Below are 26696 nucleotides of genomic sequence, written 5' to 3' on the forward strand. Positions count from 1 at the left end.
CCTACTCCCACTCGATGGTGCCGGGGGGCTTGGAGGTCACGTCATAGACGACGCGGTTGACGCCGCGGACCTCGTTGACGATGCGGGTCGCGCATTTGCCGAGGACGTCCCACGGGAATTCGAAGAAGTCGGCGGTCATGCCGTCGGTGGAAGAGACCGCGCGCAGGGCCAGCACCTTCTCATAGGTGCGGGCGTCGCCCATGACGCCGACCGTCTTGACCGGCAGCAGGACGGCGAAGGCCTGCCAGATCTTGTCGTAGAGGCCCGCCTTGCGGATTTCCTCAAGGTAGATGGCGTCAGCTTCCTGCAGGGTCGCCACGGCCTCGGGCGTAATCTCGCCGGGGATGCGGATGGCCAGACCCGGTCCAGGGAACGGGTGGCGGCCCACGAAGGCGTCAGTCAGGCCCAGCTCGCGGCCCAGGGCCCGGACCTCGTCCTTGAACAGTTCGCGCAGGGGCTCGACCAGCTTGAGCTTCATATAGTCGGGCAGACCGCCGACGTTATGGTGGCTCTTGATGACGTGGGCCTTGCCGGACGACGAGGACACGCTCTCGATCACGTCGGGATAGAGGGTGCCCTGGGCGAGGAACTCGGCGCCCTCGATCTTCGAGGCCTCGCGGTCGAAGATCTCGATGAAGACCCGGCCGATGGTCTTGCGCTTGGTCTCGGGGTCCGACTGACCGGCCAGCTCGCCGAGGAATTCCTTCGACGCATCAACGTGGATCAGGGGGATGTTGTAGTGCTCCCTGAACAGGGTCGTGACCTGTTTGGCCTCGTCCTTGCGCAGCAGGCCGGTGTCGACGAAGACGCAGGTCAGCTGATCGCCGATGGCCTCGTGGATCAGCACCGCCGCAACCGAGGAGTCGACGCCGCCCGACAGGCCGCAGATGACCTTGGCCGAGCCGACCTGTTCGCGGATCTGGGCGATCTTCTCATCGCGATAGGCGGCCATGGTCCAGTCGCCCTTCAGCCCGGCGATGCCGTGGGTGAAGTTCTTCAGCATCTGATGGCCGCGCGGGGTGTGCATCACCTCCGGGTGGAACTGGACGCCGTAAAATCGACGAGTCTCGTCGGCGATCACCGCATAGGGCGAACCGGCCGAGGAGGCGACCACGTCGAAGCCCTGCGGGATGGCGACAATCTTGTCGCCGTGGCTCATCCAGACGGTCTCTTCCTCACCCACGGGGGCCAGGTCGGCCAGCAGGGGCGAGACCTTCTCGACGGTGATCTCGGCGCGGCCGAACTCGCGGGTGTGGCCGCCCTCGACCTTGCCGCCCAGCTGTTCACACATGGTCATCTCGCCGTAGCAGATGCCCAGCACCGGCACGCCCGCCTCGAACACGCCCTGCGGCGCCCGGGGGCTGCCTTCCTCGTGCACGCTCTCAGGCCCGCCCGACAGGATGATCGCCGCCGGCTTCATCGCTTCCAGCGCGGCCTCGGCCTTCTGGAACGGATGGATCTCGCAATAGACGCTGGCCTCGCGCAGGCGCCGGGCGATCAGCTGGGTCACCTGACTGCCGAAGTCGACGATGAGGACCTTCTGGTGGTCGGTAGTCTGGGTCATGGCGAATCCGGGGAGAGCGAATGGGTGGGGACTTGGCCGCCTGAGGCGGCAATATCAAGCGCGGAGAGGCCGCGTTCGGTCAGAACCGCGATCAGGGCGTCGAGCGCCGCCGCCAGGTTCTCGTCGACGTGGTGCAGGGTCGAAGTCCAGTCCTCGAGCGCCTTCAGTTCGGCCTTGCCGTCCGAGACGCCGCGGAGGGCCACGAGAGGCACGCCGAAGGTCTGGGCCGAGCGCAGCAGGGCGAAGGTCTCCATATCGACCATCTGCGCCTCGATCCCGTCATAGGCCGCGCCGGAGATCACCCCTCCCCCGGTCGACAGGGTCGCGGTCGGCACGCCCGGGATCGGGCACGGCAGGGGCAGGATGGCCGGCAGATCCAGCAGGGGCGTGATCCCCTTGGGGAAGCCCAGCGGACTGGCGTCCATGTCGCGATAGCTGACCGACGAGGCCTGATAGACCGCCGCATGCTCCAGCTCGCGCGACCCGCACGAGCCTAGGGACACGATCAGATCCGGCAAGCCGTCCGCCGCCTCCAGCCGGGCGAGCGCGGCGGTCAGGACCACCGCCCCCTCGACAGGACCGATGCCGGTCATCAGCGGCTGGATCCGCGCCTGCAGATGGACGCCGTACTCCGCCGGCGCCGCCATGACGCAGAGGACCGAGACGTCGCCGTATCGCTCCAGGCGCCAAGGCTGGCTCATTCGGCCTTCTCATAGATGGCGGCGAAAAAGCCGTCGGTGCCGGCCGCAGCGGGCGACAGGCGCAGGCGGTGACCGCCGGCGGCCAGTTCAGCCAGCTTCTCGCGGCCGGCCTGGGTCAGGTCGGCGGTGTCCAGGACGTCGGCGACGGCCACCGGGCTGAAGTTCGGATGATCCTCCTCGAAGGCGGCGACGCTCATCTCGTTCTCGGCCGTCAGCATCGAGCAGGTGACATAGACCAGACGCCCGCCCGGCTTCACCAGCTTGGCCGCCCGGGCGACGATGGCCGTCTGCAGGCTGTGCATCCGGTCGACGTCCTCGGGCGTCAGCCGCCAGGCGTCCTCCGGGCGACGGCGCCAGGTGCCCGACCCGGTGCAGGGCGCATCGACCAGGACCACATCGGCCTGACCGACCATGGCCTCGACCCCGCCGCCGTTCGGACCGAGATGGAGCAATTCCGCTGCGACGCCCGCGCGTTGCAGGCGGGGCTTGATGTTGTCGAGACGCTTCTGGACCACGTCACAGGCGACCAGTTTGCCCTCGGTCTGGACCGTGGCCGCCTTGCCCTTGGGCGCCTCGACCCAGCCGGTCGGGGTCCAGACCCTGGCCTCTTCCGGCGCGGCGGCCTGTCGGCGCGTCGTCGCGCGCATCTGCATGGCCAGACCCAGGGTCTTGCCCCCGCCCCCGGCGCAATAGTCGACCACGGTCATGCCGGGCTTCACGCCGGCCAGCCAGCAGACGACCTGGCTGCCCTCGTCCTGGATCTCGATCCGGCCGTCCTTGAAGGCTTCCAGCGCCTGAACGTTCGGCGGCGGCTCGGCCGACAGGCGCAGGCCCCAGGCGGACCAGGGCGTACGCTGTGGCTCCAGACCGGCCTCGCGCAGCTCGGCCTCGACATCGGCGACCGTCGCCTTGGCCGCATTGACGCGCAGATCGATCGGCGCGCGCGGGATCATCAGGGCCCTCGCCTCTTCCGCCCAGCCGTCTCCATAGGTGGACTTGAAGTCCTCCATCACGAACTCGGGCAGACCCGCCGCGACCCAGCCCGGCAGTTCGCCGTCGGTGGCGGTGAGGCGGCTGCGCTCCTGCTTCGACAGGGGCTTGGGCCCATAGGCGTCGCCCGAGTGCAGCGCCTCGATCTCTTCCAGCGACAGGCCATCGATCAGGCTCAGGCTGCCGATCACCAGGGCCCGGCCGTCCTCGCGCCCGCCCATGGCCCAGACCAGACGACCCCGGGCGCGCAGCACGCGATAGACGCGATCGGCGACGGCGCGGCGATCCTTGGACCCGGCGTAGCGGTTCTCGGTTCCCCAGGTCTTGAGCACGGCCTCGGCCGGTTGGCGGCCCTGGGCGATGGAGTCCAGGACGGAGGCGGCGGCGGCGAGACGGGCGGCTGGGGTCAACTCAGACTTTCAGAGGAACAGGGCCCAGATGACCATGATCAAACCGGCCAGCGAGACGATGAAGGCCAGCGAGCGCAGGCCGGTCACGCCGAAGGCGTAGAGCGGCACATACACGACGCGGGCGAGGAGATAGAGGTGCGTGCCCCACAGGGTGAGCGCGCCGCCGTCCTTACCGGCCACATGGGCCATGATTACGGCGGCGGCGAACAGCGGCAGGGTTTCGAACAGATTGGACTGGGCCCGCATCAGACGTCCGGCCAGCTTGCCGGGCGCCGGAACCGCTTCGTCGCGCGGCCCCGCGTTCCATTTTGCCCCCAGTTCCGCCGTCCGCGCGATGGCGGCGGCGGCGATCTGGAGAATGGCCAGGATCAGAACGAAGGCCAGTGCGATGAACTCGGGCGTCATATCCATGGTCGTCTCCCCCGGGATCAGCCCTGCCGGTAGTTCGGCGCTTCCCGCGTGATCATCACGTCATGGACGTGGCTCTCACGCAATCCCGCGCCGGTGATGCGAACGAAGCGGGCGCGTTCCTGGAACTCGGCGATGCTCGGCGCGCCGACATAGCCCATCGAGGCCCGCAGGCCGCCGACCAGCTGGTGCAGCACCGGCGAGATCGGCCCCTTGTAGGGGGTCTGGCCCTCGATGCCCTCGGGCACCAGCTTCTGGGTGTCCTGGACGTCCTTCTGGAAGTAGCGGTCGGCCGAGCCGGCGCCCATGGCCCCGACCGAGCCCATGCCGCGGTACGACTTGTAGCTGCGCCCCTGGTACAGGAAGACCTCGCCCGGGCTTTCGTCCGTGCCGGCGAACATCGAGCCCATCATGGCGACCGAGGCGCCCGCGGCGATGGCCTTGGCCAGGTCGCCCGAGTATTTGATCCCGCCGTCGGCGATGACCGGGGCGCCGCTTTCCTTCGCCGCGCGGACCGCGTCGATGATGGCCGTCAGCTGGGGCACGCCCACGCCCGCGACGATGCGGGTGGTGCAGATGCTGCCCGGGCCGATCCCGACCTTCACGGCGTCGGCGCCGGCGTCGATCAGGGCGCGAGCGGCGTCATAGGTGGCGATGTTGCCTGCGATGATCTGCAGCCGGTTGTTCTCGCGCTTGATGCGCTCGACCACGCGCGAGACCTGGGCCGAGTGGCCGTGGGCGGTGTCGATGACCACCACGTCACAACCGGCGTCGGCCAGGGCCATGGCCCGCTCATAGCCGGCGTCGCCGACGGTCGAGGCGGCGCCGACCAGCAGCCGGCCCTGATCGTCCTTGGCGGCGTTGGGGTGGGCCTGGGCCTTCTCGATGTCCTTCATCGTGATCAGGCCGGTCGCGCGATAGTCCTCGTCCACGACGATGACGCGTTCGATCTTGCGGTCCCGCAGCAAGGCCCGGGCCTCCTCGCGGCCGGCGCCTTCGCGCACCGTGACCAGATCGCCCCGGGTCATCAGCTCGGCGGCCTTCCTCGACGGATCGGTGTCGAAGCGCATGTCGCGGTTGGTCAGGATGCCGACCAGCTTGCCCGAGGCCGGATCGACCACCGGGAAGCCCGAGATCTTCCGCTCGGCGACGATGGCGCGGATCTCGCCCAGCGTCGTCTCAGGATGGATGGTCACCGGATTGATGACCATGCCGCTTTCATAGCGCTTCACCTGCCGGACCTGATCGGCCTGTTCGGCGATGGTCATGTTGCGGTGAAGCACGCCCAGACCGCCGGCCTGGGCCATGGCGATCGCCAGCCGGCTTTCGGTCACCGTATCCATCGCCGACGAGAGCAGCGGGATGTTCAGTCTGATGTCGCGGGTCAGTCGCGTCGAGACATCCGCGTCTGCGGGCATGGTCTCGGACGGGCCGGGTTCGAGCAAAACATCGTCGAAGGTAAGGCCTTCGCGAATCTCCATGGGAGTCTCCGTTTTGCGGGCCGCCTATCCTCTTTCGCGGTTGCGAAGTCAACCGTCTCGCGACGCCTGACGAGGATCGTCACAAAGGTTTATCTCCGAGGCCGTCCCACCCCTTGCGATTTCTGCGAACGATTATCATGTTCAACACATGGTTCAGGTCATCGTCTCGTCCGTCCGCCGCCTCGCGCTCAAGATCGCCAGCTACGGCGTCATGCACCTGATCGTCGCGATCCTGGTGGCCTTCGCCATCACCCGCGACTGGCGGCTGGCCCTCGCGGTCGGGGTCGTCGAGCCCCTGTTCCAGACCCTCGCCTATTCGATCCATGACCGGGTCTGGCACCGGATCGAACGGCGCGGGACCCTGTCCCTGCCCGAGGAGACGGTCGAGGCCGTCGGCGCCCGCCTCGACGTCATGGACCCGCAGGAGCAGGCCCGATCGCACGGTCATCATGGCCACAGCCATGCCCTGCCCCGCTCGCTGGGTCGGGTCGCGCTCAAGACCGTCACCTATGGCGTCATGCACTTCACCGTGGCGGTCAGCGTCGCCTTCGCCCTGACGCGGGACATCCGCGTCGCCCTGACCATCGGCACGCTGGAGCCCTTCGTCCAAACCGGCTTCTTCGCCATCCACGACCGCATCTGGAGCCGTATCGAGGCCCGCCGCGCCCGCAAACAGGCGCTGCTGGTCGCCTGAAGGCCCGTCTGAGGGAACGCCGCGCTGCCAAACGCCGCATCCGGCGCTATGGTGGCGCATGCACGCCTTCGAGACGATTCTGGCGGTCCTGCTGGGCGCGGTCCTGCTGTCGCTGGTCGCGCGCCGGCTGAAGGCGCCCTTCCCGCCCTTCCTGGCGCTGGGCGGCGCCGCCGTCGCCTTCCTGCCCTTCGCCCCCGATCTGACCCTGGATCCCGAGCTGGTGCTGGCCCTGTTCGTGGCCCCGATCCTGCTCGACTCCTCCTTCGACAGTTCGCCCCGCGACCTGAAGCGCAACGTCGTCCCCATCACCCTGATGACGCTGGCGGCCGTCGGGATCACCGTCGTCGCCGTGGCCCTGACCGCCCGCCATCTGGAGCCCGAGATGGGCTGGGCCGTGGCCATCGCGCTCGGCGCCATTGTCGCCCCGCCGGACGCGGCCGCCGCCACCGCCGTCCTGCGCGCCATGCCCGTGCCCTATCGCATCCGCACCATCCTCGAGGGCGAGAGCCTGTTCAACGACGCCAGTTCGCTGATGATCTACCGGCTGGCGGTGACGGCGGCCGTAGGCGGGATGGCGACCGGCTGGATTCTGGCCGCGACCATCGTCTGGGCCCTGGTCGGCAGCGTGGTCTTCGCCATGATCGTGGCCTGGATCACCACCCGACTGACGCGCAACATCACCGACGCCCCGGCCGCCATCCTGATCCAGTTCATCGGCACCTTCGGCCTGTGGATCGCGGCGGAGAAGCTGGGCCTGTCGGCCATCGTCACCGTAGTGGTCTACGGCCTGACCATCGCCCGGCTGGCGGCGCGCAACCCCGCCACCATCCGCGCCCCGGCCTATACGGTCTGGGACACGGTCGTGTTCGCCCTGAACGCCATGGCCTTCGCCCTCGTCGGCCTGCAGATCGGTCCGATCTGGCGCGGTCTGGACCCGGGCCAGCGTGGCGAATACGCCCTGTTCGCCGTCGCCGTCCTGATCGTCGCCGTCCTCGCCCGCCTGACATGGGTGATGGGCTACAATACCTTCCTGCGCCTCAAGAACCGGTGGTTCGGCGCGAACCTGCCCGATGGGGTTTCGGCGCCCACCCCGACCAGCGGCCTGATCATCAGCTGGGCCGGGATGCGCGGCGTGGTCAGCCTCGCCGCCGCCTACGCCCTGCCGCTGAACTTCCCGCACCGCGACCTGCTGCTTCTGGCCACCTTCGCCGTGGTGATGGGGACGCTGGTCCTTCAGGGCCTGACGCTGGGGCCGCTGATCCGACTGCTCGGCGCCCATGACGACGGCCAGCTGGAGCGCGAGATCAAACACGCCCGTCAGGTCGTCACCCAGGCCGCCGTCGATCATCTGAAGGGCTGCGAGGGTCGCGTCGCCGACCGCCTGAAGGACGAGTACAGCGAACGCCTCGACGCCGTCATGAGCCCCGAGGCCGATGACGGCCGGGTCGAGCTGGAGTCCGACCAGATCAAGACCGACCTCCTGACCACCAAGCGCGACGCCCTGATGAAGATGCGCACCTCGGGCGAGATCGGCGAGGCCGCCTACTACCAGATCGAGGAAGAGCTGGACCGTTACGAGCTCAGCTGGACGCCGGTGGTTCGCTAGGACTTCGGTGCGCTAGAGCAGCCACTCATAGCTGGCCCCATGCGGCTGACCGCGCGCGAGGGCGACCGCCGCCTCCGGGCCGGGCCAGGTCCTGAGGCGCAGCATGGGTCGGCGCTCGAACCCGTCCTCCTCGGCCTCGAAGGTCAACCAGGCCAGCGGCGCCTGCGCCGTCGCCCGCGCCCCGACGGCGGCCATGTGGGTGCGGATGCGGGCCTGCCCCTCGGGCGGGAAATACTGGAAGGCGATGGTGTGCAGCACCACGCGGCAGACGCCCGCTTGAGGCTCGACCGGCAGCCGGGCCTCCAGCCAGTCGGCGGCGTCGGCGGTCGTGATCTCCGGCGGGTTCCGGACGGCGAGGTCCAGCGCCGCGTTCAGCCGGGCCAGCCGGTCGCGCTGGTCGGTCCAGACATAGGCCGACAGGGTCCGCCGGGTCGCGGGGCCGGTGACGTCCAGCGGATGGCGGTCCACGGCCTGTCGCGAGACGACCCTCACCTCGGCCGACGGCGGCGGCGCACCCGTCCAGACCGGCTTCAACTGCACCGGCGAGGCCGGGTCGCCTGCCTTCACCCCGCCGAGGTCGTAGCCGTAGCGATCCAGCAGGCTGTTCAGCCCGGCGCTGGCCCCCAGCTCATAGAGGTCGAACGGCAGGCCAAACCGGTCGGCCAGCACCAGCAGCCCGGCCATCAGCCCCGCCGAGCGGCCCACCTCATTGGTCTGGGGTGGCCCATCCAGCCACGGATCGAGCGCCGCCGCATGGGCCGCGATGGCCTCGCCCAGCACGGCCCAGACCGCGTCATCGTCTTCGGGCGCGATATTCGGCGGATAGATCGCCGTCAGGGCCTGATCGATGCCCGACCTCGCCAGATCATGCAGGCCGCCGCAGAACCTGAGCGGCAGGGCGTCGCCCTCGTGCGAAGGATTGCCGGGCCAGTCCAGCACGCGGCGACCGATGGATCCCGACCGATCCAGCCGCGCCCCGACCAGTCCGCAGACCCGCCCCGTGAACGGCGCCCCGGCGGCGGTGCAGATCGCCGCCTGTTTGGCGAAGGCCTCTCTGACAGCGCCCTCGCCCATCGCCCTACCGCTTGTTCAGCGCGACCAGATAGACCTCCGAGGAGCCCTTCCGGCTGGCCTCGGGCTTGACGTATTTCACGTCCTGGAAGTTGGCGCGCAGGTCCGCCAGCACATGGCCCGCGTCGCCGCCCTGGAAATTCTTGGTCACGAAGGCCCCGCCCGGACGCAGGGTCCGGATGGCGAAGTCGGCGGCGATCTCGATCAGGGCGATGATCTTCAGATGGTCGGTCTGGCGGTGGCCGACGGTGTTGTGAGCCATGTCCGAAAGCACGAGGTCCGGCGGGCCGCCCAGCGCGTCGATCAGCTGCTGGTCTACACCGGGCTCGGTGAAATCGGCCTGGATCAGGGTCGAGCCCGGGATCGGCTCGATGGGCAGGAGGTCGACGCCGACCACAGCCCCGGCCCCGCGATTGACGCAGACCTGCACCCAGCCGCCCGGCGCGGCGCCCAGGTCGATGACCCGCGAGCCCTTCTTGACCAGCCGGAAGCGGTCGTCGATCTCGGCGAACTTGAAGGCGGCGCGGCTGCGCCAGCCCTCGGCGCGCGCCTTCTCGGACCAGGGATCGGCCAGCTGGCGCTTGATCCACTGGATGGAGGACATCGACTTCTTGTCCGCCGTCTTGATCTGGGTCCCCATGCCGCGGCCCTGGGCCGTGCCGCCGGTCGGCGGGCGCACCATCTTGCGGCGTGCGGGCGCGGCTTCGGCCTTGTCGGGGGTCTTTTCGTCCTTACTCATGCTTCCCACATAGCCCCGACGGACTTCCCGGGCTATGACCCCCGACCGGATTAGAAGAACCGGACCAGAATAAAGGAGCGCGCCCATGGCCGACGAAACCCTGACCCTTTCCCTCGACACCGGCGATGTCGTCATCAAGCTGCGGCCTGATCTGGCGCCCGGCCACGTGGCCCGCATCACCGAACTGGCCAACGAAGGCTTCTACGACGGCGTCGTCTTCCACCGCGTGATCCCGGGCTTCATGGCCCAGGGCGGTGATCCGACCGGCACCGGCACCTCGGGCTCCAAGAAGCCGAACCTGAAGCAGGAATTCTCCTCCGAGCCCCACGTTCGCGGTGTCTGCTCCATGGCCCGCACCTCGGACCCGAACAGCGCCAACTCGCAGTTCTTCATCTGCTTCGACGACGCCACCTTCCTGGATCGCCAGTACACCGTCTGGGGCCAGGTGATCGAAGGCATGGAAAACGTCGACGCCCTGCCCAAGGGCGAGCCGCCCCGCGAGCCGGGCAAGATTCTCAAGGCCACCGTGGCCTGATTTCGAAGGGCGGGCCGAAAGGTCCGCCCTTTTTGCTTCAGTCTCCGCCGTACCAGCGGAACTTCTGGCCGCCGAAGGCGGAGCCGCCGGCGCGGACGGTTCCGGTCAGGACCGGGGCCTCCTCGCCCAGGTTGCGGCGGGCCGTGGCCAGAGCGCCCTGATCCAGCGTCCCGTTGAAGGCGACATTGCCGAGACGCGGATCGGTCCCCTCGAAGCGGACGCGGCCGTCGGTGACCTCATAGGTCTTGGGCAGGACGCGGATGGTCTCGGCGCCGTCCTTCTCGAACTCGATCATGACCGGAGCGAAGGTCCCGGACTTCGACCCGCTTTCCCAGGCCGCGAAGTCGGCGGACTGGCCGAGGAACAGGGCCTTGACCCGATATCCGTCGACCGAGATCGGCGCCGCCGGGATGTAGTAGCCCGACAGATCTCCGCTGATCTCATGCTTGAAGGTCGTCGCGGCCGGGGCCGAGGCCGGTCCCTTCGCCGCCGGGGCGGGCTTGAAGTCGTCGCAGGCGGCGAGCGCGAGCACCGCCAGCAGGATCGCGCCGGATCGCTTCATCATGTCTCTCACGGCAGATGCAGAAGGGGAGCGAGCCAGCCGATCTCCTGCAGGTGCTCGATGCCCTCGAAGATCGGAATCGCCAGCAGGAAGACCAGACCGTCCCGCAGGGTGGTCAGGAAGAACTGGGGTCGGATCTCAAGCGAGGGATTGTCCCGCCAGCGAGAGAAGTCCGGGCCGTTGCGGGGCACCCGGCGCATATAATCGGCATAAGGCGCGCCGAATTCGTTCAGCAGCCAGGCCTCTTCCCTTCGGACGGTGAAGTGGAACACCAGCACCGAGATCGCCGTAAAGACCAGGGCCAGGATCAGGCTGCCCGTCTGGGCGCCGATGCCGAAGGCGGCCAGATGGCTGAACAGATAAAGCGGATTGCGGCTGATCGAATAGGGACCGGTGTCGACGATCTCGGCCTTCTTGCGGCCGCCGATGTAGAGCGAACACCAGGCGCGGCCGACGATGGCCACCACGATGGCGCCCAGGCCCACGCTCTCCATACCCTTGTGGAAGACGCCGTCGCCCCACTGGGTGACGGTGACCATGGACAGGCCGACAGCACCCAGCAGGCAGACCCCGATCGCCCATTTCCGCAACCGCTGGATATGCTGAAGATCGAATCCCGTCGTAACCGTCATGCCCACTCCTCCCGGTTTTTTGCGACGTGAACGCCTGTGGCCGCCCGGGCGCAAGCAGGAATGTTCGTTCACGGTCGAAAGTTAGCGGTCCAGCGACTGGTCCAGGGCCCGGAACGCCGCGATGGCGAGCTCCGTGGATGAGATGAAGGCCGAGGGGGTGATCTTGTCGAAATCGTCGGACGGGCGGTGATAGTCGGGGTGGTCGACGACGCCCATGTAGATGAACGGCAGGCCCGCCTTGAAGAAGGGCCCATGGTCCGAGGCGTCGACCCAGTTGTCCGAACCCGTGTCCTGGGGCGTGTCATGGCCGAAGGCGAGCGAGATGGCGCCGTTGGGGGCGAGCGTCTCCAGGATCGGGCGGAAGGCGGGGTTCTGGTACGTCCCCGAGACCCACAGATGGCCGTCGGTCTCCGCCCGCGAGGTCATGTCGAAGTTGAGATTCAGGGCGATGGACGACAGGGGCACGGGCGGCGCCTGGACGAAGTGTTTGGCCCCGATCAGCCCCCGCTCCTCTCCGTCGAAGGCCACGATCAGGACGGAGTGCTCGGGGGCCTGGGCCTTCAGCCGACGCGCCAGCTCCAGCATGGTCGCCACGCCCGAGGCGTTGTCGTCGGCGCCGTTGTAGATCAGTCCGCTCGAGACGCCGACGTGGTCATAATGGGCGGTGACGACGATGTAGCGGTCGGTCGCCCGCGTCCCGGGGATCAGGCCGATGATGTTGGTCCCCTTGTAACGGACCAGACCCGAACGACTGGGAACCTCGGCCTCGAACGGCTGCAGCCGGCCGACCGGCGGGGCCTCGATGCCCATCGCCTCCAGCCGCGAGACGATATAGGCCCGAGCCCGCTCGCCGCCGGGCGAGCCCGTGTCGCGCCCCTCCATGTCGTCGGCCGACAGGATGCGGACATCGTCCAGCAGTTGCTGCGAGGCGGCGGGAATCGTCGGCGCGGTCGGCGTCGGCTTCTCGGCCGTCGTGCCGCAGGCGGCAAGCGTCGCGGCGATTCCGGCGAGGGCGGAGACGATTGGCAGTCGCAAGGCAGGCTTCATTTGAAAATCGCTTATAAAACAAGGACCGTCCGGCGCGCAGACACGAAAATGGGGCGCCAAACCGTGCCAAACCGTGCCAAATCGCGCCAGATCCCGGGCATGATCGCCGCGATCCGGAGACCATTCTAGGGCCTTGGCGAGGGATGGGCGCCCGATTGCCGCCAGTTTTCGCCAACTCCTTGATCCTCAAGGCGAAGGTCAGCGCTGGAATGCGAGGTCGAGCCTCGATTTCGATTTGCCCCGGCTCACCGGACCGTCGGAGGATGCTAAGGGTGTCCGCCACGATCCGGAGCGTGCGATTCCCATGGCCAAACCTTCCTCAGACAGCCTGTCCGACATCGCGGTCGAGACCCTGAGCGAAGATCAGGCCGCAGCCGAGCTGAGCCGGCTGGCGGCGGAGATGCGCCGCGCCGACTTCCTCTACAACGAGGCGGCGCCCGAACTGAGCGACGCCGAATACGACGCGCTGAAGGCCCGCAACCTGGCCATCGAGACGCGCTTCCCGGCCCTGATCCGCGCGGATTCGCCGTCGCTGAAGGTGGGCTCGCCCGCCTCCAGCCAGTTCTCCGAGGTGCGCCACGGCGTGCCCATGCTGTCGCTCGACAACGCCTTCGACGAGGGCGACGTCGCCGACTTCGTGGCCCGGATCCAGCGCTTCCTGAAGCTGCCGCATGCCGATCCGGTCGCCTTCGTGGCAGAGCCCAAGATCGACGGGCTGTCGGCCAATATCCGCTATGAGAAGGGCATCCTGGTCCAGGGCGCCACGCGCGGCGATGGCCGCACGGGCGAGGACATCACCGCCAATCTGAAGACCATTTCCGACATTCCGGTGAAGCTCTCGGGCTCGGGCTGGCCCGACCTGATCGAGATCCGGGGCGAAGTCTATGCCCCCAACGAAGGCTTCGCGGCCTTCAACGCGGCGGCGGAAGCGGAAGGGCGCCGCACCTACGCCAACCCGCGCAACTTCGCCGCCGGCTCCCTGCGCCAGATCGATCCCAAGGTCACGGCGGGCCGCCCCCTCGCCTTCTTCGCCTATGCCTGGGGCGAGACTTCCGCGCCCTTCGCGGAGACCCAGGAAGGCGCGCTGGCGGCGCTCAAATCCTGGGGCTTCAAGGTCAATCCGCGCTCGGTCCGGGTCGAGGGCGTCGACGGACTGATGGACGTCTATCGCGGGCTGGAGACCGACCGCGCGGGCCTCGGCTATGACATCGACGGGGTGGTCTACAAGGTCGACCGGCTGGACTGGCAGGAGCGGCTGGGTTTCGTCTCGCGCAGCCCGCGCTGGGCCATCGCCCACAAATTCCCGGCCCAGCAGGCGACGACGGTGCTCAAGGGCATCGACATCCAGGTGGGCCGCACCGGCTCCCTGACCCCCGTGGCGCGGCTGGAGCCCGTCACCGTCGGCGGCGTGGTCGTCAGCAACGCCACCCTGCACAATGAGGACGAGATCGCCCGCAAGGACGTCCGCATCGGCGACACCGTCGTCCTGCAGCGCGCCGGCGACGTCATCCCCCAGATCGTCGAGGTGGTCATCGAGCGCCGCCCGGCCGAGGCGGTCCCTTACGTCTTCCCGACCCACTGCCCGGTCTGCGGATCGGAGGCGGTGCGGCCCGAGGGCGAGGTGCGGCGGCGCTGCACCGGCGGCCTGATCTGCAACGCCCAGCTGGTCGAACGGCTGAAGCATTTTGTCTCGCGCCGCGCCTTCGACATCGAGGGTCTGGGCGAGAAGCAGTTGATCGCCTTCCATGAGCGCGGCTGGATCCATGAGCCGGCCGACATCTTCCGCCTCGCCCGCGACACCGAAAAGCTGGACCTGCTGCGCGCCGAGGACGGCTATGGCGACACCAGCGTGAAGAACCTGGTCGCGGGCATCGACGCTCGGCGGACCATAGCGCTCGAACGGCTGATCTTCGGTCTGGGCATCCGCGATATCGGCGACCAGACCTCACTGTTGCTCGCCAGGCATTTCGGCAGCTGGGCAGACTTTTACGCGGCTGGTCTGGAAGCCGCCTCCGGCATTCCGTCGCCCGAATGGACCCGACTGGCCGAGGGCCACGGCGTCTCCCAGCGGACCCTGTCGGTGATGGCCGCAGCGGAACTCTCACCCGCCGATCCCTGGCCCGAGGCCCCCATCGACCAGAAGCTGGCCCTCGCCTTCCCCGGCGTCGCTACACCCGCCCGCCGCGCCCTTGCCGTACTCGCGCCCGACTGGCCGGCTGTGCTGGAACTGGCCCGGATCGCGCGCGAGGACGGACCGTCGGAGACTCTCGGCCAGATCGCCGGGATCGCCGGGGTCGGTCCCGTCGCCGCCCGCGCCGTCGCCGAGTTCTTCCACGAGGTCCACAACCGCACGGTCGTGGACGCCCTGATCGCGGAACTGACCGAGGTCGTGGATGCCGAAAAGCCGAAGACCGACAGCCCGGTCGCCGGCAAGACCGTCGTCTTCACCGGCTCGCTGGAGAAGTTCACACGCGACGAGGCCAAGGCCCGCGCGGAGAGCCTGGGCGCCAAGGTCTCAGGATCGGTGTCGAAGAAGACCGACTATGTCGTCGCCGGTCCCGGCGCCGGGTCAAAGCTGAAAGACGCGGAAAAGCACGGGGTTACGGTCCTCAGCGAGGACGACTGGCTGGAAATGATCGGCTGAAAACTTGACCTAAGGTCCGGTTTTTTATCGACAATCAAGGAACCGTGATCGGCGGATCGGCCTTGTTTCGAACGGAAACGCGCGCCAGTCTGGCTCTCAACGGGACGAAGCGTCCCGAACCAAGGAAACGACCATGAAAGCCTCTCTGTTCGCCGCCGCCGCCCTCTCGGTCGCAGCCATCGCCGCCTCCGCCGTCGCCGCACCGCCTCCGGGCGATCCGACCGGCCTGTGGCAGACCCCGACCAACGGCGGTCAGGTGCGCATCAGCCATTGCGGCCAGGCCCTGTGCGGCGTGCTGGTGACCTCGGACCACATCCGCGCCAATCCGGGCATGACCGACGACCACAACCGCGACCGCGCCCAGCGCGGCCGGACGCTGCGCAACCTGCCGATGCTGAACGGTTTCACCGGCGGGCCGACCGAATGGCGCAACGGCTCGGTCTACAACCCCGACGACGGCGGCACCTATCACGGCACCATCACCATGGTGAACCCCAACACCCTGCGCCTGCGCGGCTGCATCGTTGCGCCCCTGTGCAAGACGCAGACCTGGACGCGGATTCAGTAGTCAGCGTGAGTCTCCTCCCCCTTCCGGGGGAGGTGGCGCGGCGCCCTTCGCGCCGTGACGGAGGGGGAAATCCAGACGGCGTCTGGTTCGCCCCCTCCACCCCTTCGGGGTCCCCCTCCCCCAAGAGGGGGAGGAGACATTTCTATCGATTCAACGCCGCCTGCCCCGCCGGGGCATAGCGGTCGCCCGACGCCGCATCCTTCGGGAAGACCGCCTCGATGGCGGCGAGATCTTCCTGCGTCAGAACCACATCGGCCGCCGCCGTATTGTCCTCCAGCGCGCCGATGCGACGCGTGCCCGGGATCGGAACCAGATCCTCGCCTTGCGCCAGCACCCAGGCCAGGGCCAGTTGCGCGGCCGTCAGACCCTTGGTCGTCGCCAGCGTCTTCACCGCCTCGACCAGATCGAGGTTCTTCTGGAAATTGTCGCCGAGGAAGCGCGGGTTCGAGCGGCGAAAGTCGTCGGGCGCCAGGTCGTCGATCGACTTGATCTCTCCCGACAGGAAGCCCCGGCCGAGCGGGCTGTAGGGCACGAAGCCGATGCCCAGCTCCCGGACCGTCGGCAGAATCTCCGCCTCAGGCTCGCGGCTCCACAGGGAGTATTCGGTTTGCAGCGCGGTGATCGGATGGGTGGCGTGGGCCTTGCGGATGGTCGCCGGCGCGGCTTCCGACAGGCCGAGGAAGCGGACCTTCCCCTCCTTGACCAGCTCGGCCATGGCCCCGACCGTCTCCTCGATCGGCGTGTCCGGATCGACCCGGTGCAGGTAGTAGAGGTCGACGTGGTCCATGTTCAGCCGCTTCAGGCTGCCCTCGATGGCGCGGCGGACATTGGCGGGCGAGCCGTCGATCTTCAGCGCCGTGCGGTCCTCGTTCCAGTTGATGCCGAACTTGGTGGCGACGAAGGCCTTGTCGCGTTTATCCGCCAGCGCCTTGCCGACCTGGATCTCGTTGGTGTGCGGGCCGTACATCTCGGCCGTGTCGAACAGGGTGACGCCGAGATCGAGCGCGCGATGGATCACGGTCGTGGCCTGATCCTCGTCCAGGCCCTGACCGTAGAAGGCGGCCATCCCCATGCAGCCGAGGCCGACGGCGCCGACCTCCGGGCCGGATTGTCCAAGCGTACGGGTCTTCATGGGGCGCTCCTTTTCGGTGAGAGGCTCAGGTCGTCATGCCGCCGCCGAACCGCAAGGCTGGATCAGAGCGGCGCCGCCTGAATTTTCAGCCAGTCGAGAGCTTCGCCATCCAGCAGCGGCCCGACCTTGGCCAGGGTCTCGGCGTGATAGGCGTCGACATAGGCGCGTTCGGCGTCCGTCAGCATCGTCACGTCGATCAGACGGCGGTCCAGCGGGGCGAAGGTCAGCTGTTCGAAGCCGTGCATCGGCCGCTCGCCGCCGGGGATGGGCTCGGGCGCGGTGACGACCTGCAGGGTCTCGATGCGGATGCCCCAGTGACCCTCGCGGTAATAGCCGGGCTCGTTGGACAGGATCATGCCGGTCAGCAGCGGTTGGGTGTTCACCGCCTTGGCGATGCGCTGCGGGCCTTCATGGACGCCGAGATAGCTGCCGACGCCGTGGCCGGTGCCGTGGTCGTAGTCGAGGCCGGCCATCCACATCGGGGCGCGGGCGACGGCGTCCAGCTGGTGTCCCGTGGTGCCCACCGGGAAGCGGATCACGGCCATGGCGATATGGGCCTTGAGCACCAGGGTGAACATGCGGATCTGGTCCGCCGTCGGCTCGCCGATGGCCATGGTCCGGGTCACGTCGGTGGTGCCGTCCAGATACTGGCCGCCGCCGTCGACCAGCAGCAGGGAGCCCTTCTCGATGCGGCGGATCTTGTCGCCGACCGGCTTGTAGTGCGGCAGGGCGCCGTTGGGGCCGGCGCCGGCGATGGTGTCGAACGACAGGTCCTTGAGCGCGCCCGTGGCCTCGCGGAAGCCCTCCAGCACGCCCGCGATCTCGCGCTCGTCCGGCAGGGTTTCCTGGGCCGTGGTGCCGACCCAGTGCAGGAAGCGGGTCAGGGCCGCGCCGTCGCGGATATGGGCCTGACGCGTGCCCTCGATCTCGACCGGATTCTTGGCGGCGCGCGGCAGGGCGCAGGGGTCCATGGCGCGCACGATCGTCGCCCCCGCCCCTTCCAGCCGGTCGAAATACCAGGCCGAGGACTGGGCCGGATCGATCAGCACCTTGCTGCCCGACAGATCGCCCAGGGCTTCGTCGAGGTGGGCAGTCGGCTTCAGGGCCACGTCGTCGCCCAGCCAACCGGGCAGTTCGTTGGTGACCTTGGCCGGGTCGAGGAACAGCTGGGCCGTGCCGTCCGCGGCGACGATGGCCTGCCCCAGAGGCAGGGGCGAGCGGATCACGTCGCCGCCGCGCACATTGAACAGCCAGGCGATGGAGGACGGGGCGGTGAGGACGGCGACGTCGGCGCCGGCGTCGGCGACGGCCCGGCCGATGCGGGCGCGCTTGGAGGCGCTGCTCTCGCCGGAATAGCGGTCCTCATGCGGAACCACCGGGGCCTGCGGCTGGCCCGGACGGGCGTCGCCCCAGGCCTGATCCAGCGGATTGACGTCGACCGGCTTGAGTTCGGCGCCCGCGCGGGCGGCCGCGCGGCTAAGGCTCGCCAGGGCGTCGGGGCTGTGCAGCCGGGCGTCATAGCCGATGACGGCGCCCTTGGGCGCGCCGGCCAGATAGGCGGGCACCCCGCCCTCGACGAGGTCCAGGATCTCGAACTGGCCCGGATCGACCTGGGCGCGGACCTGCACCGTATAGCGGCCGTCGGCAAAGACGGCGGCCCGGTCCTTGAGCACCACGGCGGCGCCCGCCGAACCGGTGAAGCCGGTCAGCCAGGCGAGGCGGTCATTGGCCTCGGGCAGATATTCGTTCTGGTGCTCGTCCTCGTGCGGGACCAGCAGGCCGTCGAGGCCCTGTTCGGCCAGACGGGCGCGAACGAGCGGAAGGTGTTTGGCCCCGAAGGACGGATCGGTGGTTTCATCGAAGGACTGGCGCATGGCGCAGACCTAAGACCAGACCGCTCTCGGCTCAAGGCTCGCTCTGGTCTCTTTGGACAGGGATCAGCGTTTGCCCGCGCTGTCATGCTTGGCGGCCAGAGCCTCGGCCCGCGCACTCCAGTCCGCAAGCTTGTCGCCGAAGGTCATGATTTCCGCCGCACAGCGCTCGCCGTGTGTCTTGAGCATTTCCGCCGGGTCGCCGTCCAGATAGGGCAGCACCTGCTCGAGCCAGTCGACCCCCGGCGCCCGGGCTTCAAGGCGGCCGAGATACCAGGTCATGACGGCGATCAGGCCGACTTGCTCGTCACTGCCCTCTTCCATCTGATCGCCCAGCACGGCGGTGACGGCCATACAGGTCAGGTCCGCCCGATTGACCGAATCCCGGACCGGATCGGCGGATTGCGCGCAGACGGCGCCGGCCGAGGCCAGCAGGAAGACGCCGGAAAGCAAAGGCAGCGAACGCCACAGACGCTTCATCCTCAATGCCCCGCCATCTCGTTGAAGGCGAGATAGAGCCACAGCAGGGCCAGCATGCTGAAGGTGAAGGTGGTCATCATGAACAGGGCGGTCATCCGGCAAATCGTGCCGAAACGACTGCGCTGATAGGCCCCCTTCATATGCTTGTAGAGGTGCACGGGCATGAGCAGGATCAGCCACCAGGCCCAGCCGCCGATGACCATCGACAGCAGCAGGATCACCGTCACCAGCAGCATCTGGAACGACAGGGAGTGCATCGAGAAGACCAGGTGGTCGAAGACGTAGAAGCGCCGGTTGAAGATGAACAGCAGGGTCAGCATCAGGGCCGAGACCGGCAGGGCCAGGATGGCCACCCGGTGCAGCCAGATCTCCATGATCAGGGAGAAGCGTTCCGGGTCCTCGCGGATGGCCTTCACCCGAACGTCGGCCCAATGCTTGAACGATTTCATCCGGGCGCTGTCGTTCGGGTTGGTGTCGATCGCATGCCCGTCGGCCTCGGCCTCGGCGGTCTTCTGGTCCGCGATCGCCTTGCCGAACCTGGCCCAGTCACCGTTCACCGCCAGAAGCGCCGTCCGCTTCTCGGCGGCCGTCATGGTCGGGTCCATCTCGATCTCGGCCCGGGCCTGATCGAGCGCGGCGCGGGTGTGAGGCGTGTTCGGCAGGGGAACCAGACCGGTGGGCTTGTCCGCCACCCCCGCGTGCTCGCCTTCAGAGGTTCCATGGGCGGCAGGGCCGGACTGGTCCCCGGTCTCGGGAGTACCCGTCAAAGGGATGACGGTGCGCGGCTGACCGGGTTCTCCGGGCACGGTGATGTTGGTGTGGACGTTGTTGTGGCCGCCGTCCTCCGCCGCCTCGCGATGCTCGGCCGACTTCGCCGCCAGGTGGCTGACGAACAGCACGACCAGCAGGATGACCAGGAACATCCGGAACGGCTGCACCTGCGAGGCGCGTTTGCCCTCGAGGAAGTCGCGGGTCAGCTGCCCCGGGCGGCGCAGAAGGTTGGGCAGGGTCTTGAACAGCCGGCCGTCGAGGTGAAGCAGGCTTTCCACCGCCTCGACCAGCAGGTGCCAGGAGTTGCGGTGGAAATCCTCGGCCAGCTGGCCGCAGTTATGGCAGTAGGTGCCCTGCAGCGGGGTCTCGCAGTTGGCGCACGGCGTGCCGACCGGAATATCGGCGTGCTTGCGCTTCCAGCGCAGCCAACCGCCTGTCGACGCCAGCGCCGCGACTTCGAGTTCCCCTGACATCAACGCCCCCGCGTCTAGAATCTACACACTCCAGACGGGTTTACGTTTTTCGAGGAAGGCGCGCACCCCCTCCTGCCCCTCTTCGGAAACACGAGCGCGTGCGATGCGCTTCGCCGTGTCTTCCATGAGACTGTTGTCAAGCTTGTGGGTGGTCACATGGTGCACCAGGGCCTTGGCGTCGCCCATGGCTCCGGGCGCGCTGCCCGACAGACTGTCGGTCAGCATCGAGACGAAGGCGTCGATGGATTCGGCGTCGGGCAGGACCATGTCGATCAACCCCAGATGGGCGGCATAGTCGGCGTCGAAGGTGTTTCCGGTCAGGAACAAGGCCCGGGCCCGGCGCGCGCCGACCGCCTCGACCACATAGGGGGCGATGGTCGCGGGGATCAGGCCCAGCTTGACCTCGGAGAAGGCGAACTTGGCGCCGTCCACGCCCACGGCCATGTCACAGGCGGCGACGATGCCCGCCCCGCCGCCCATGGCCGCGCCCTCGACGACGGCGACCGTCAGGGCCGGAACGTCATGCAGGGCCTTCAGCATCTTCGCCAGACCCATGGCATCGTCGCGGTTATCGCTCTCGGACCAGTCGGCGGCCGAACGCATCCACGACAGGTCAGCGCCCGCGCTGAACGTCCCGCCCGCGCCGCGGATGAAGACCACCCGCACGGTGTCCGCGCCGTGCAGGGTCAGGAAGGCCTCGTGCAGGGCGGCGATGGTCTCGGCGTTGAAGGCGTTCTTCTTCGCCGGCCGGTTGATGGTCAGGAAGACCACCCCGTCGGTCGTCGACTCGATCAGCACCAGATCATTGTCCGCATCGGGCGCCGGATCGATGACCAGGGGCTGGGCGATGGGGTTGGAATCCGCGACGGCATTGGCCGCGTCGCTGGCGTTGAGGTCGGTCTGGGGGGAGTTGGCGTCGGTCATTGCAGGTCCTCGTTCTCCCGGTCTGAACGCCCGGGCGCGGCTTTGGTCCGCCTTAGGCCGAAAGAAGCTGACGGCAAAGCTCCTCAGGCGCCGCACCCGTCTGCTATCACGGGCGGCACACGCAATCCGCCGACGGAGACGACCATGAGCCTGACGGGCGCCTATGACCCCGAGAACATCTTCGCGAAGATCCTGTCGGGCGGCATTCCCTCGGTGAAGGTCTGGGAGGACGAGGACGTCCTCGCCTTCATGGACGTCTTCCCCCAGTCCGAGGGCCATGTGCTGGTGATCTCGAAGACCTCCCAGGCGCGCAACCTGCTGGAGGTGGAGCCCGAGGTCCTGTCGAAGCTGACCGCCGCCGTGCAGCGCACCGCCAAGGCGGTCACAAAGGCTCTGGAGCCCGAAGGCTTCTCCATCATGCAGTTCAACGGCGAGGCCGGCGGCCAGACCGTCTATCACCTGCATTTCCACATCATCCCCCGCTGGTCCGACCGTCAGATGAAGGGCCACGGTCACGCGCCGATGGCCGACGCGGCGGTGCTGCGAGGACTGGCCGACCGGATCGCGGCCGCGCTGGACTGAGGACGGCCCTCAGACCAGCAGCATGATCGCATTGCCGAAATTGTGCATCAGCACCGGCAGCAGCAGGCTGCGGGTCCTCAACACCAGCCAGACCCCGATCAGGGACGGCAGGCCCGTCAGGGCCATGGTCATCGGATCGAACGAGAACTGACCGTCCGAAAAGCCGAAGGCGTGGGCGAGGCCGAACAGGGCGCAGGACAGGACGGCCCCAAGGCTCCAGTCCACGCCGAGGAACCGCAGCCGCCCCGAGAAGGCGCGCTCCAGCGCCAGCAGCAGGACGCCGCGATAGAAGGGCTCCTCCTCGAAGCCCGGCATGGTCAGCTGGAAGGCGACGGTCTCCTTCGAGGCGCTCTCATTGGGGAAGATCAGGGCCATGACCAGGAACAGCCCCGCATAGGCCGCCGTGACCGGCAGGGCCGTCTTCCAGCTTCCGGGCGCCTGCGTCAGGGTCAGGCCGGACCGCTTCCACCCGAACATCGGCAGCGATGCGACGGCCAGCGTGACGGCCAGGGCCATGATCTTCCCCTGCCAGTTCCAGTCGCTGTGCGGAATCACGTCGGGGATCAGCCCCCAAACCCGGGTCAGCATGGCGTCATTGACGAACACCAGCCCCGCCGCCGCCAGCAGCCACATCCATGAGGTCCTGCCCGGAAACAGCAGGCCGAGGCCCCCGCCGATCCCGAGCAAAAGGGCGACCACGCCCAGAATACCGATAATGCCGTCCACGCCGTTCACTCCACTGGCTGCGAGAGCACGACGGATAGGACGGTCGACGGCGTCCGGGCTTCTCAGAACCCGGCCAACCGCATCTCAAAACCTTGCGACGGTGCGATTTACGCGGCGGGCGCCGTCTGGCGGGCCTCGGCGCCGGTCCGCGCGAGCCGCGCCTGTCGCCAGGCGCCGGGACTGACGCCCTCGGCCTGCTGGAACACCCGGTTGAACGACGGCAGGGAGGCGAAGCCGCTGTCCATGGCGATGACGATCAGCTTCTCCTCACGCCGCACCGGATCGGCCAGCAGCCGCCGCGCCTCGGCCATGCGGGCGGCGTTCACGAAGGTGCGGAAGTGGTCATAGCCCAGCCGGTCGAGGATCAGCCGCCGCACCGCCCGCTCCGAGGCCCCCATCCGGCCCACGAAGGCGGCGAGGTCGAGATCGGGATCCAGCCAGACCTGCTCGACCTCCATCAGACGCCGCAGCCGGGCCTCCAGCGCGGTCTCTTCGGGATCGGAAGTCGGTGTCCGGACGGCGGCGGGCGACGCGAGGACCCGCTCTCCGCCCAGCGCCAGCAGCCAGCCGGTGAAGCCCAGCACCGCCGCGTTCTGGGCGATGGAGAAGAGCTGCGGCTGCCAGTCCAGACCGAAAGCCAGATCGGCGCCCATGTCGGCCACAAGCTGGGCGGCGGGCAGGACGGCGACCCACAGTCTCGAGCGGCGGCGGCCGTCGATCAGATCGCCCTCCCGGTCGCGGATCAGCCGCCAGGCCAGCCAGGCCATCATCCCCAGCCCCATGGCGATCAGGACGAAGGACAGGCCGCGCTGGGCGAGGACCTCGCCGAAGACGCCCCGGTCGGCACAGGCCACGACCATCCAGATCAGGCCGACGACCAGCACCGCGCCGCGCGGCCGGAAGGTCCAGTCGAAAACCGACAGGCAGAACCACCAGAGGAAGGCGACCGTCAGGCCGCTGAGCAGAACCGCCAGATGACCGACCGGGCCGCCCAACTGCAGCGCCGACACCGGGGTATTGCCCGCCAGAAAGCCGCACAGGCACAGGGCCAGCGGCGCGAACCAGCGGTCGTCCGCCCGATCCGCCCGGCGCCATTTGCCGATCGCGGCGACCACCAGAAGGGTCGCCCCGGCGACACGGACGATGACGTCGAGCTGGTCCAGCGGCATGGCTGGACCCTATCGTTCACAGCGGGATCAGAAAATCCCCACCGCACCAAGGCTTCTGACGAGCAGGATGATGGCCATGCCTCGATGACCGATGCGGTAGCGCCGACCGGCAAGCGGACCGGATCGCGAGTTAGATTGAGGTTATGCTCGGTTCAGGAAGGCCCAAAGAGCAAACGCCATCAGCCCTGCGCAGATCGCCACCGCTAGGGCGTTGATGACTTGTGCGATCTTGGTGGACCGGGGTCGTCCGCCGGATCGGTGAGGCGCGCAAGCAATCCACAAGCCGGAAGCGACCGCCACGATACCGGCGGGTAGTCCAAAAATCAGGAAGATAAATTCCGGATAGACCTCATTTGGACGCCCCATCCACTTCCATACCAGCGGGTGCTCCGCAAAGACCCACATCGTCGCGAAGGAGGCCACAGCAGCGATCAACGGCAGGTATCGGCGCGCCGAACTCAGCGTCATGGTCGGCGTCCTCAGATTCCGCCCTAGAAAATCCCCACCGCTCCCTGGGCCCAGACGAACAGGACGAGGGCGAGGATGGCCAGGCCCAGCGCCAGCCGGACCTGAAGCCCGCGCGCGCGCCAGAAGACCAGTTCGAAGGCCAGTCCCGCGCCGCCGAGCAGGACGGCGGCGAAGACGAAATCGGAGGGGGTCCAGGCGACCTCATGGGTGAAGCGCATGGCGACCGCCGGAACGCTGAGCAGCGCCGCGATCAGACCCCAACCGATCACCCGGACCGGATTGAGAAAGGGCTTGGGGGCGTCGTGCGAGGAGATGTGGGTCATGGCGTCCGTCCCTGTTCGTCTGTCCTTCCCCCTATGCTGCTTCGCCGCCGACAAGGCATGTGGAGGTTCCAAGGATTTTCCGTGGGCCCGCCGCCCCCGGTCCCGGCAGGCGATCGGACCGTTTTTAATCTCGCCGTCAGACCCAGCGCATCATGGCGGGCCCTATGATCCCGACGGGGCCCATTCCGCCCTTCGGAGACCTGACGTCATGCACCCGAACCCTCGCCTGAACGCCATCGCGGCGCCTTCGGCGATCACCGCCCTCGTCGCCATCGTCCTCACCGCCGCCGGCTGTCAGAAGGCGGCCGAAACGCCTTCCGCCCCGCCCGCCCCAGCGGCGCCCGCCTCGACGGCCCCTGCGGGGACGCCTGCCCTGCCCCTCGTCGCCGACGCGGAAATCCAGCGGATCGCGCCGATGGTCGCGTCCGAATATTTCGAGACCCTGACCGAGGCCGCCTTCACCGACACGCCCGCCCAGCTGGATGCGGCCATCGCCAGCGCCCGCGCCGCGTCGTCGCGGGACGGCAAACGCCTCCCGGCGCCGGCGCAGGCCGAACTGGTCCACCGACTCGAGCAGATCCGGCAGGCCCGGGCTGCCGACAATCGCGCCGACCTCGCCATCGCCTCGATCGAGGGCTATCGCCTCTTCGTCTCGGCGGGGATCAATGTCGGATCGGCGCCGGTCGAGGTCGCTCTGCTCGACTATTCCGGCTTCCGTTACGGCGCCGATCTGGCCGCCACGCCCACGCGCTGGGACGACGCCCGGGCGGCGTCAGCCTTCGCCGAAACCCGGTGGGCCGCGATCCAGAGCCGGGTCACTGACGCCGCGCTGAAGAGCAGGTTCGCGGTGACACTGGCCGGGATGAAGGCGGCCGCCGACGCCGAGGACGCCGGCCTCGCGGCGCAATTCAACCGCGCCGAACTGGACCAGGTCGATGAGCTGGAGACCTTCTTCGCCCGACACGCGGGCTGATCAGAACGGCCCGCGGAAGATGAACCATGCGCCGCCGAAGATCATGGCGAAGCCGACCGCATGGTTCATCGTCAGCCTCTCGCCCAGCACCGTCACCGAGAAGACGGCGAAGACCAGAAGGGTGATCACCTCCTGCATCGTCTTCAGCTCGGCCGCCGAATAGACCGTATGGCCGATGCGGTTGGCGGGCACGGCCAGGCAGTATTCGAAGAAGGCGATGGCCCAGCTGACCCCGACCACGATCCACAGCGGCTTCGAGCCGAACTTCAGGTGCCCGTACCAGGCGAAGGTCATGAAGACATTCGACAGCACCAGCATCAGAATCGGGGCGATGTAGGGAAACGACAGCCGCATCGGCGCAAGATGCTTGCCCGCGACGCTTTCCGCCAGCATAACCCGCGCCGGACGCGGGCCGACCGCATCCTCGCGCCCGCTGAAGGGCCGGCTTAGCTCAGTTGGTAGAGCGCCAGTTTTGTAAACTGGATGTCGCGGGTTCGATTCCTGCAGCCGGCACCAGCCGCCCTCCTCCGCTCACCCCGGCCGTTCCGTCACCCGCGCGGCGGCGGTGACGATGGTCTGATAATCGGGCGAGGCGCGCAGGGGGCCGAGGAAGTCGCACGACGGATAGCGGCTCAGCATCTGGTTGATCAGATAGCGGTGTCCCTGCATCGCCCGGTCCCAGTCGGCGGCGGCCCGCTCGACCTCGGACGGCTTGACGGCTCCGCGCGCGGCCATCGCCTTCAGCTCGAGAAGATCCGCCTCGCGGTCATGCGGCAGGGCCTGAATGGCGCGGAACTCGCCGGCGGCCAGGGTCGCGAAGCGTTCGCCGGCCGCCTGCAGCCGCAGCCGGACCTGGGGGTCGGAGACGATGCCCGGATCGTTCAATCCGGCGGCCAGTTCGACATAGCACTGGTCAGACGTCGGCGCCCCGGCCCAGCCCTCGGCGGGCGCGGCGGTCTGAACGGCCACAGCCATCAGAAGCACGATCATCGGCGTCGAAGCCAGCGGGTCGAGAAGTTCGCGACCCTGCCCCCGGCGCCGCGAAACGAAGGGGCGGACAGTCGCTCCGTCGCGCCCGGACCGCAAGGGCCGCGCACGGAACAAACGTCTCAACCCTGACACGCGGGCCTTGCCACAAACGCAAACCTCCCC

The 26696-nt window shown here is 68.3% G+C and carries 28 protein-coding genes and 1 tRNA gene; 8 read left to right on the plus strand and 21 right to left on the minus strand.

Going from position 1 to position 26696, the window contains the following annotated elements; all coding sequences use genetic code 11:
- Position 1: 1 nt before the first annotated feature.
- The 5 genes from guaA to guaB are packed head-to-tail and all read right to left on the minus strand — an operon-like array spanning position 2 to position 5554.
- A complete protein-coding gene (gene guaA, locus ACW172_RS00510; protein ID WP_492033249.1) occupies positions 2 to 1564 on the minus strand; it encodes a glutamine-hydrolyzing GMP synthase in 1563 nt (520 codons plus the stop codon).
- Positions 1561 to 2265: a 5'-methylthioadenosine/S-adenosylhomocysteine nucleosidase gene (locus tag ACW172_RS00515; protein ID WP_492033250.1), complete on the minus strand. Its 705-nt coding sequence runs from the start codon at positions 2263 to 2265 to the stop codon at positions 1561 to 1563. The genes guaA and ACW172_RS00515 overlap by 4 nt, the downstream gene beginning before the upstream one ends.
- A complete protein-coding gene (locus tag ACW172_RS00520) occupies positions 2262 to 3665 on the minus strand; it encodes an RsmB/NOP family class I SAM-dependent RNA methyltransferase (protein ID WP_492033251.1) in 1404 nt (467 codons plus the stop codon). Before ACW172_RS00520 ends, ACW172_RS00515 begins: the two co-directional genes overlap by 4 nt.
- 9 nt (positions 3666 to 3674) lie before the next feature.
- Positions 3675 to 4076, minus strand: a complete 402-nt coding sequence (locus tag ACW172_RS00525; RefSeq protein ID WP_492033252.1) for an MAPEG family protein — start codon at positions 4074 to 4076, stop codon at positions 3675 to 3677.
- Positions 4077 to 4093: 17 nt separating this feature from the next.
- Positions 4094 to 5554 (minus strand): IMP dehydrogenase, encoded by a 1461-nt coding sequence (gene guaB / locus ACW172_RS00530; protein WP_492033253.1) that lies wholly within the window; start codon positions 5552 to 5554, stop codon positions 4094 to 4096.
- Positions 5555 to 5702: 148 nt separating this feature from the next.
- On the opposite strand from guaB, the gene ACW172_RS00535 reads away from it, so the two are divergent.
- Together ACW172_RS00535 and ACW172_RS00540 are read left to right on the plus strand one after the other, a co-directional pair.
- Positions 5703 to 6248 (plus strand): DUF2061 domain-containing protein, encoded by a 546-nt coding sequence (locus ACW172_RS00535; RefSeq protein WP_492033254.1) that lies wholly within the window; start codon positions 5703 to 5705, stop codon positions 6246 to 6248.
- A gap of 58 nt (positions 6249 to 6306) precedes the next feature.
- On the plus strand, positions 6307 to 7854 hold the full coding sequence (locus tag ACW172_RS00540) for a cation:proton antiporter (RefSeq protein ID WP_492033255.1): 1548 nt from the start codon (positions 6307 to 6309) through the stop codon (positions 7852 to 7854).
- Between the two features lie 12 nt (positions 7855 to 7866).
- On the opposite strand, the gene ACW172_RS00545 is transcribed toward ACW172_RS00540, so the two are convergent.
- Entirely contained in the window at positions 7867 to 8928 is a 1062-nt protein-coding gene (locus ACW172_RS00545) for a DUF2332 domain-containing protein (RefSeq protein ID WP_492033256.1), read from the minus strand.
- Positions 8929 to 8932: 4 nt separating this feature from the next.
- The gene (locus tag ACW172_RS00550) at positions 8933 to 9664 is read right to left on the minus strand and encodes an RlmE family RNA methyltransferase (protein ID WP_492033257.1); all 732 of its coding nucleotides are present in this window, start codon (positions 9662 to 9664) and stop codon (positions 8933 to 8935) included.
- Positions 9665 to 9749: 85 nt separating this feature from the next.
- On the opposite strand from ACW172_RS00550, the gene ACW172_RS00555 reads away from it, so the two are divergent.
- Positions 9750 to 10199: a peptidylprolyl isomerase gene (locus tag ACW172_RS00555; RefSeq protein ID WP_492033258.1), complete on the plus strand. Its 450-nt coding sequence runs from the start codon at positions 9750 to 9752 to the stop codon at positions 10197 to 10199.
- A 37-nt stretch (positions 10200 to 10236) separates the two neighbouring features.
- Here ACW172_RS00555 and ACW172_RS00560 read toward each other — a convergent pair whose 3' ends face one another.
- From ACW172_RS00560 to ACW172_RS00570, 3 genes are all read right to left on the minus strand, one after another.
- On the minus strand, positions 10237 to 10761 hold the full coding sequence (locus ACW172_RS00560) for a hypothetical protein (RefSeq protein ID WP_492033259.1): 525 nt from the start codon (positions 10759 to 10761) through the stop codon (positions 10237 to 10239).
- Between the two features lie 8 nt (positions 10762 to 10769).
- Positions 10770 to 11393 carry a methyltransferase family protein gene (locus ACW172_RS00565; RefSeq protein ID WP_492033260.1) on the minus strand — a complete coding sequence of 208 codons (624 nt, stop codon included), beginning with the start codon at positions 11391 to 11393 and terminating at the stop codon, positions 10770 to 10772.
- Between the two features lie 81 nt (positions 11394 to 11474).
- Positions 11475 to 12428, minus strand: a complete 954-nt coding sequence (locus ACW172_RS00570) for a M28 family peptidase (protein ID WP_492033261.1) — start codon at positions 12426 to 12428, stop codon at positions 11475 to 11477.
- Between the two features lie 340 nt (positions 12429 to 12768).
- Here ACW172_RS00570 and ligA point away from each other — a divergent pair, with 340 nt between their 5' ends.
- Both ligA and ACW172_RS00580 read left to right on the plus strand, forming a co-directional pair.
- On the plus strand, positions 12769 to 15084 hold the full coding sequence (gene ligA / locus ACW172_RS00575) for an NAD-dependent DNA ligase LigA (RefSeq protein ID WP_492035030.1): 2316 nt from the start codon (positions 12769 to 12771) through the stop codon (positions 15082 to 15084).
- A 133-nt stretch (positions 15085 to 15217) separates the two neighbouring features.
- Positions 15218 to 15652, plus strand: coding sequence for a DUF2147 domain-containing protein (locus ACW172_RS00580; protein WP_492033262.1), 435 nt, complete (start codon positions 15218 to 15220; stop codon positions 15650 to 15652).
- Positions 15653 to 15794: 142 nt separating this feature from the next.
- Here the strand turns inward: ACW172_RS00580 and ACW172_RS00585 are convergent, their stop codons facing one another.
- The 5 genes from ACW172_RS00585 to ACW172_RS00605 all read right to left on the minus strand — a co-directional run bounded on the left by ACW172_RS00585 (position 15795) and on the right by ACW172_RS00605 (position 21303).
- Complete coding sequence (locus tag ACW172_RS00585) at positions 15795 to 16784, minus strand: aldo/keto reductase (RefSeq protein ID WP_492033263.1); 990 nt, start codon at positions 16782 to 16784, stop codon at positions 15795 to 15797.
- A 62-nt stretch (positions 16785 to 16846) separates the two neighbouring features.
- Positions 16847 to 18658 carry an aminopeptidase P family protein gene (locus ACW172_RS00590; RefSeq protein ID WP_492033264.1) on the minus strand — a complete coding sequence of 604 codons (1812 nt, stop codon included), beginning with the start codon at positions 18656 to 18658 and terminating at the stop codon, positions 16847 to 16849.
- 63 nt (positions 18659 to 18721) lie between these two features.
- The gene (locus ACW172_RS00595) at positions 18722 to 19135 is read right to left on the minus strand and encodes a hypothetical protein (RefSeq protein WP_492033265.1); all 414 of its coding nucleotides are present in this window, start codon (positions 19133 to 19135) and stop codon (positions 18722 to 18724) included.
- A gap of 2 nt (positions 19136 to 19137) precedes the next feature.
- Positions 19138 to 20379 (minus strand): DUF3667 domain-containing protein, encoded by a 1242-nt coding sequence (locus tag ACW172_RS00600; RefSeq protein ID WP_492033266.1) that lies wholly within the window; start codon positions 20377 to 20379, stop codon positions 19138 to 19140.
- Positions 20380 to 20400: 21 nt separating this feature from the next.
- The gene (locus ACW172_RS00605) at positions 20401 to 21303 is read right to left on the minus strand and encodes an enoyl-CoA hydratase-related protein (protein ID WP_492033267.1); all 903 of its coding nucleotides are present in this window, start codon (positions 21301 to 21303) and stop codon (positions 20401 to 20403) included.
- Between the two features lie 144 nt (positions 21304 to 21447).
- Here ACW172_RS00605 and ACW172_RS00610 point away from each other — a divergent pair, with 144 nt between their 5' ends.
- Complete coding sequence (locus ACW172_RS00610; protein ID WP_492033268.1) at positions 21448 to 21885, plus strand: HIT family protein; 438 nt, start codon at positions 21448 to 21450, stop codon at positions 21883 to 21885.
- 9 nt (positions 21886 to 21894) lie between these two features.
- On the opposite strand, the gene ACW172_RS00615 is transcribed toward ACW172_RS00610, so the two are convergent.
- The 4 genes from ACW172_RS00615 to ACW172_RS00630 all read right to left on the minus strand — a co-directional run bounded on the left by ACW172_RS00615 (position 21895) and on the right by ACW172_RS00630 (position 24571).
- Positions 21895 to 22611 (minus strand): CPBP family intramembrane glutamic endopeptidase, BDIM_20840 family, encoded by a 717-nt coding sequence (locus tag ACW172_RS00615; RefSeq protein ID WP_492033269.1) that lies wholly within the window; start codon positions 22609 to 22611, stop codon positions 21895 to 21897.
- Positions 22612 to 22718: 107 nt separating this feature from the next.
- Entirely contained in the window at positions 22719 to 23780 is a 1062-nt protein-coding gene (locus ACW172_RS00620; protein WP_492033270.1) for a helix-turn-helix transcriptional regulator, read from the minus strand.
- A gap of 141 nt (positions 23781 to 23921) precedes the next feature.
- Positions 23922 to 24248, minus strand: a complete 327-nt coding sequence (locus ACW172_RS00625) for a hypothetical protein (RefSeq protein ID WP_492033271.1) — start codon at positions 24246 to 24248, stop codon at positions 23922 to 23924.
- A gap of 23 nt (positions 24249 to 24271) precedes the next feature.
- The gene (locus ACW172_RS00630) at positions 24272 to 24571 is read right to left on the minus strand and encodes a hypothetical protein (protein ID WP_492033272.1); all 300 of its coding nucleotides are present in this window, start codon (positions 24569 to 24571) and stop codon (positions 24272 to 24274) included.
- A gap of 208 nt (positions 24572 to 24779) precedes the next feature.
- Between ACW172_RS00630 and ACW172_RS00635 the strand changes: the two genes are divergently transcribed.
- A complete protein-coding gene (locus ACW172_RS00635; protein ID WP_492033273.1) occupies positions 24780 to 25544 on the plus strand; it encodes a hypothetical protein in 765 nt (254 codons plus the stop codon).
- Here the strand turns inward: ACW172_RS00635 and ACW172_RS00640 are convergent, their stop codons facing one another.
- Entirely contained in the window at positions 25545 to 25937 is a 393-nt protein-coding gene (locus ACW172_RS00640; protein WP_492033274.1) for a DMT family protein, read from the minus strand.
- Between the two features lie 47 nt (positions 25938 to 25984).
- Between ACW172_RS00640 and ACW172_RS00645 the strand changes: the two genes are divergently transcribed.
- A tRNA-Thr gene (locus ACW172_RS00645) sits at positions 25985 to 26060 on the plus strand.
- Between the two features lie 15 nt (positions 26061 to 26075).
- Here ACW172_RS00645 and ACW172_RS00650 read toward each other — a convergent pair.
- Positions 26076 to 26519, minus strand: a complete 444-nt coding sequence (locus tag ACW172_RS00650; RefSeq protein ID WP_492033275.1) for a hypothetical protein — start codon at positions 26517 to 26519, stop codon at positions 26076 to 26078.
- Positions 26520 to 26696: the final 177 nt, after the last annotated feature.

This window comes from Brevundimonas sp. ALps5, from assembly GCF_058681645.1.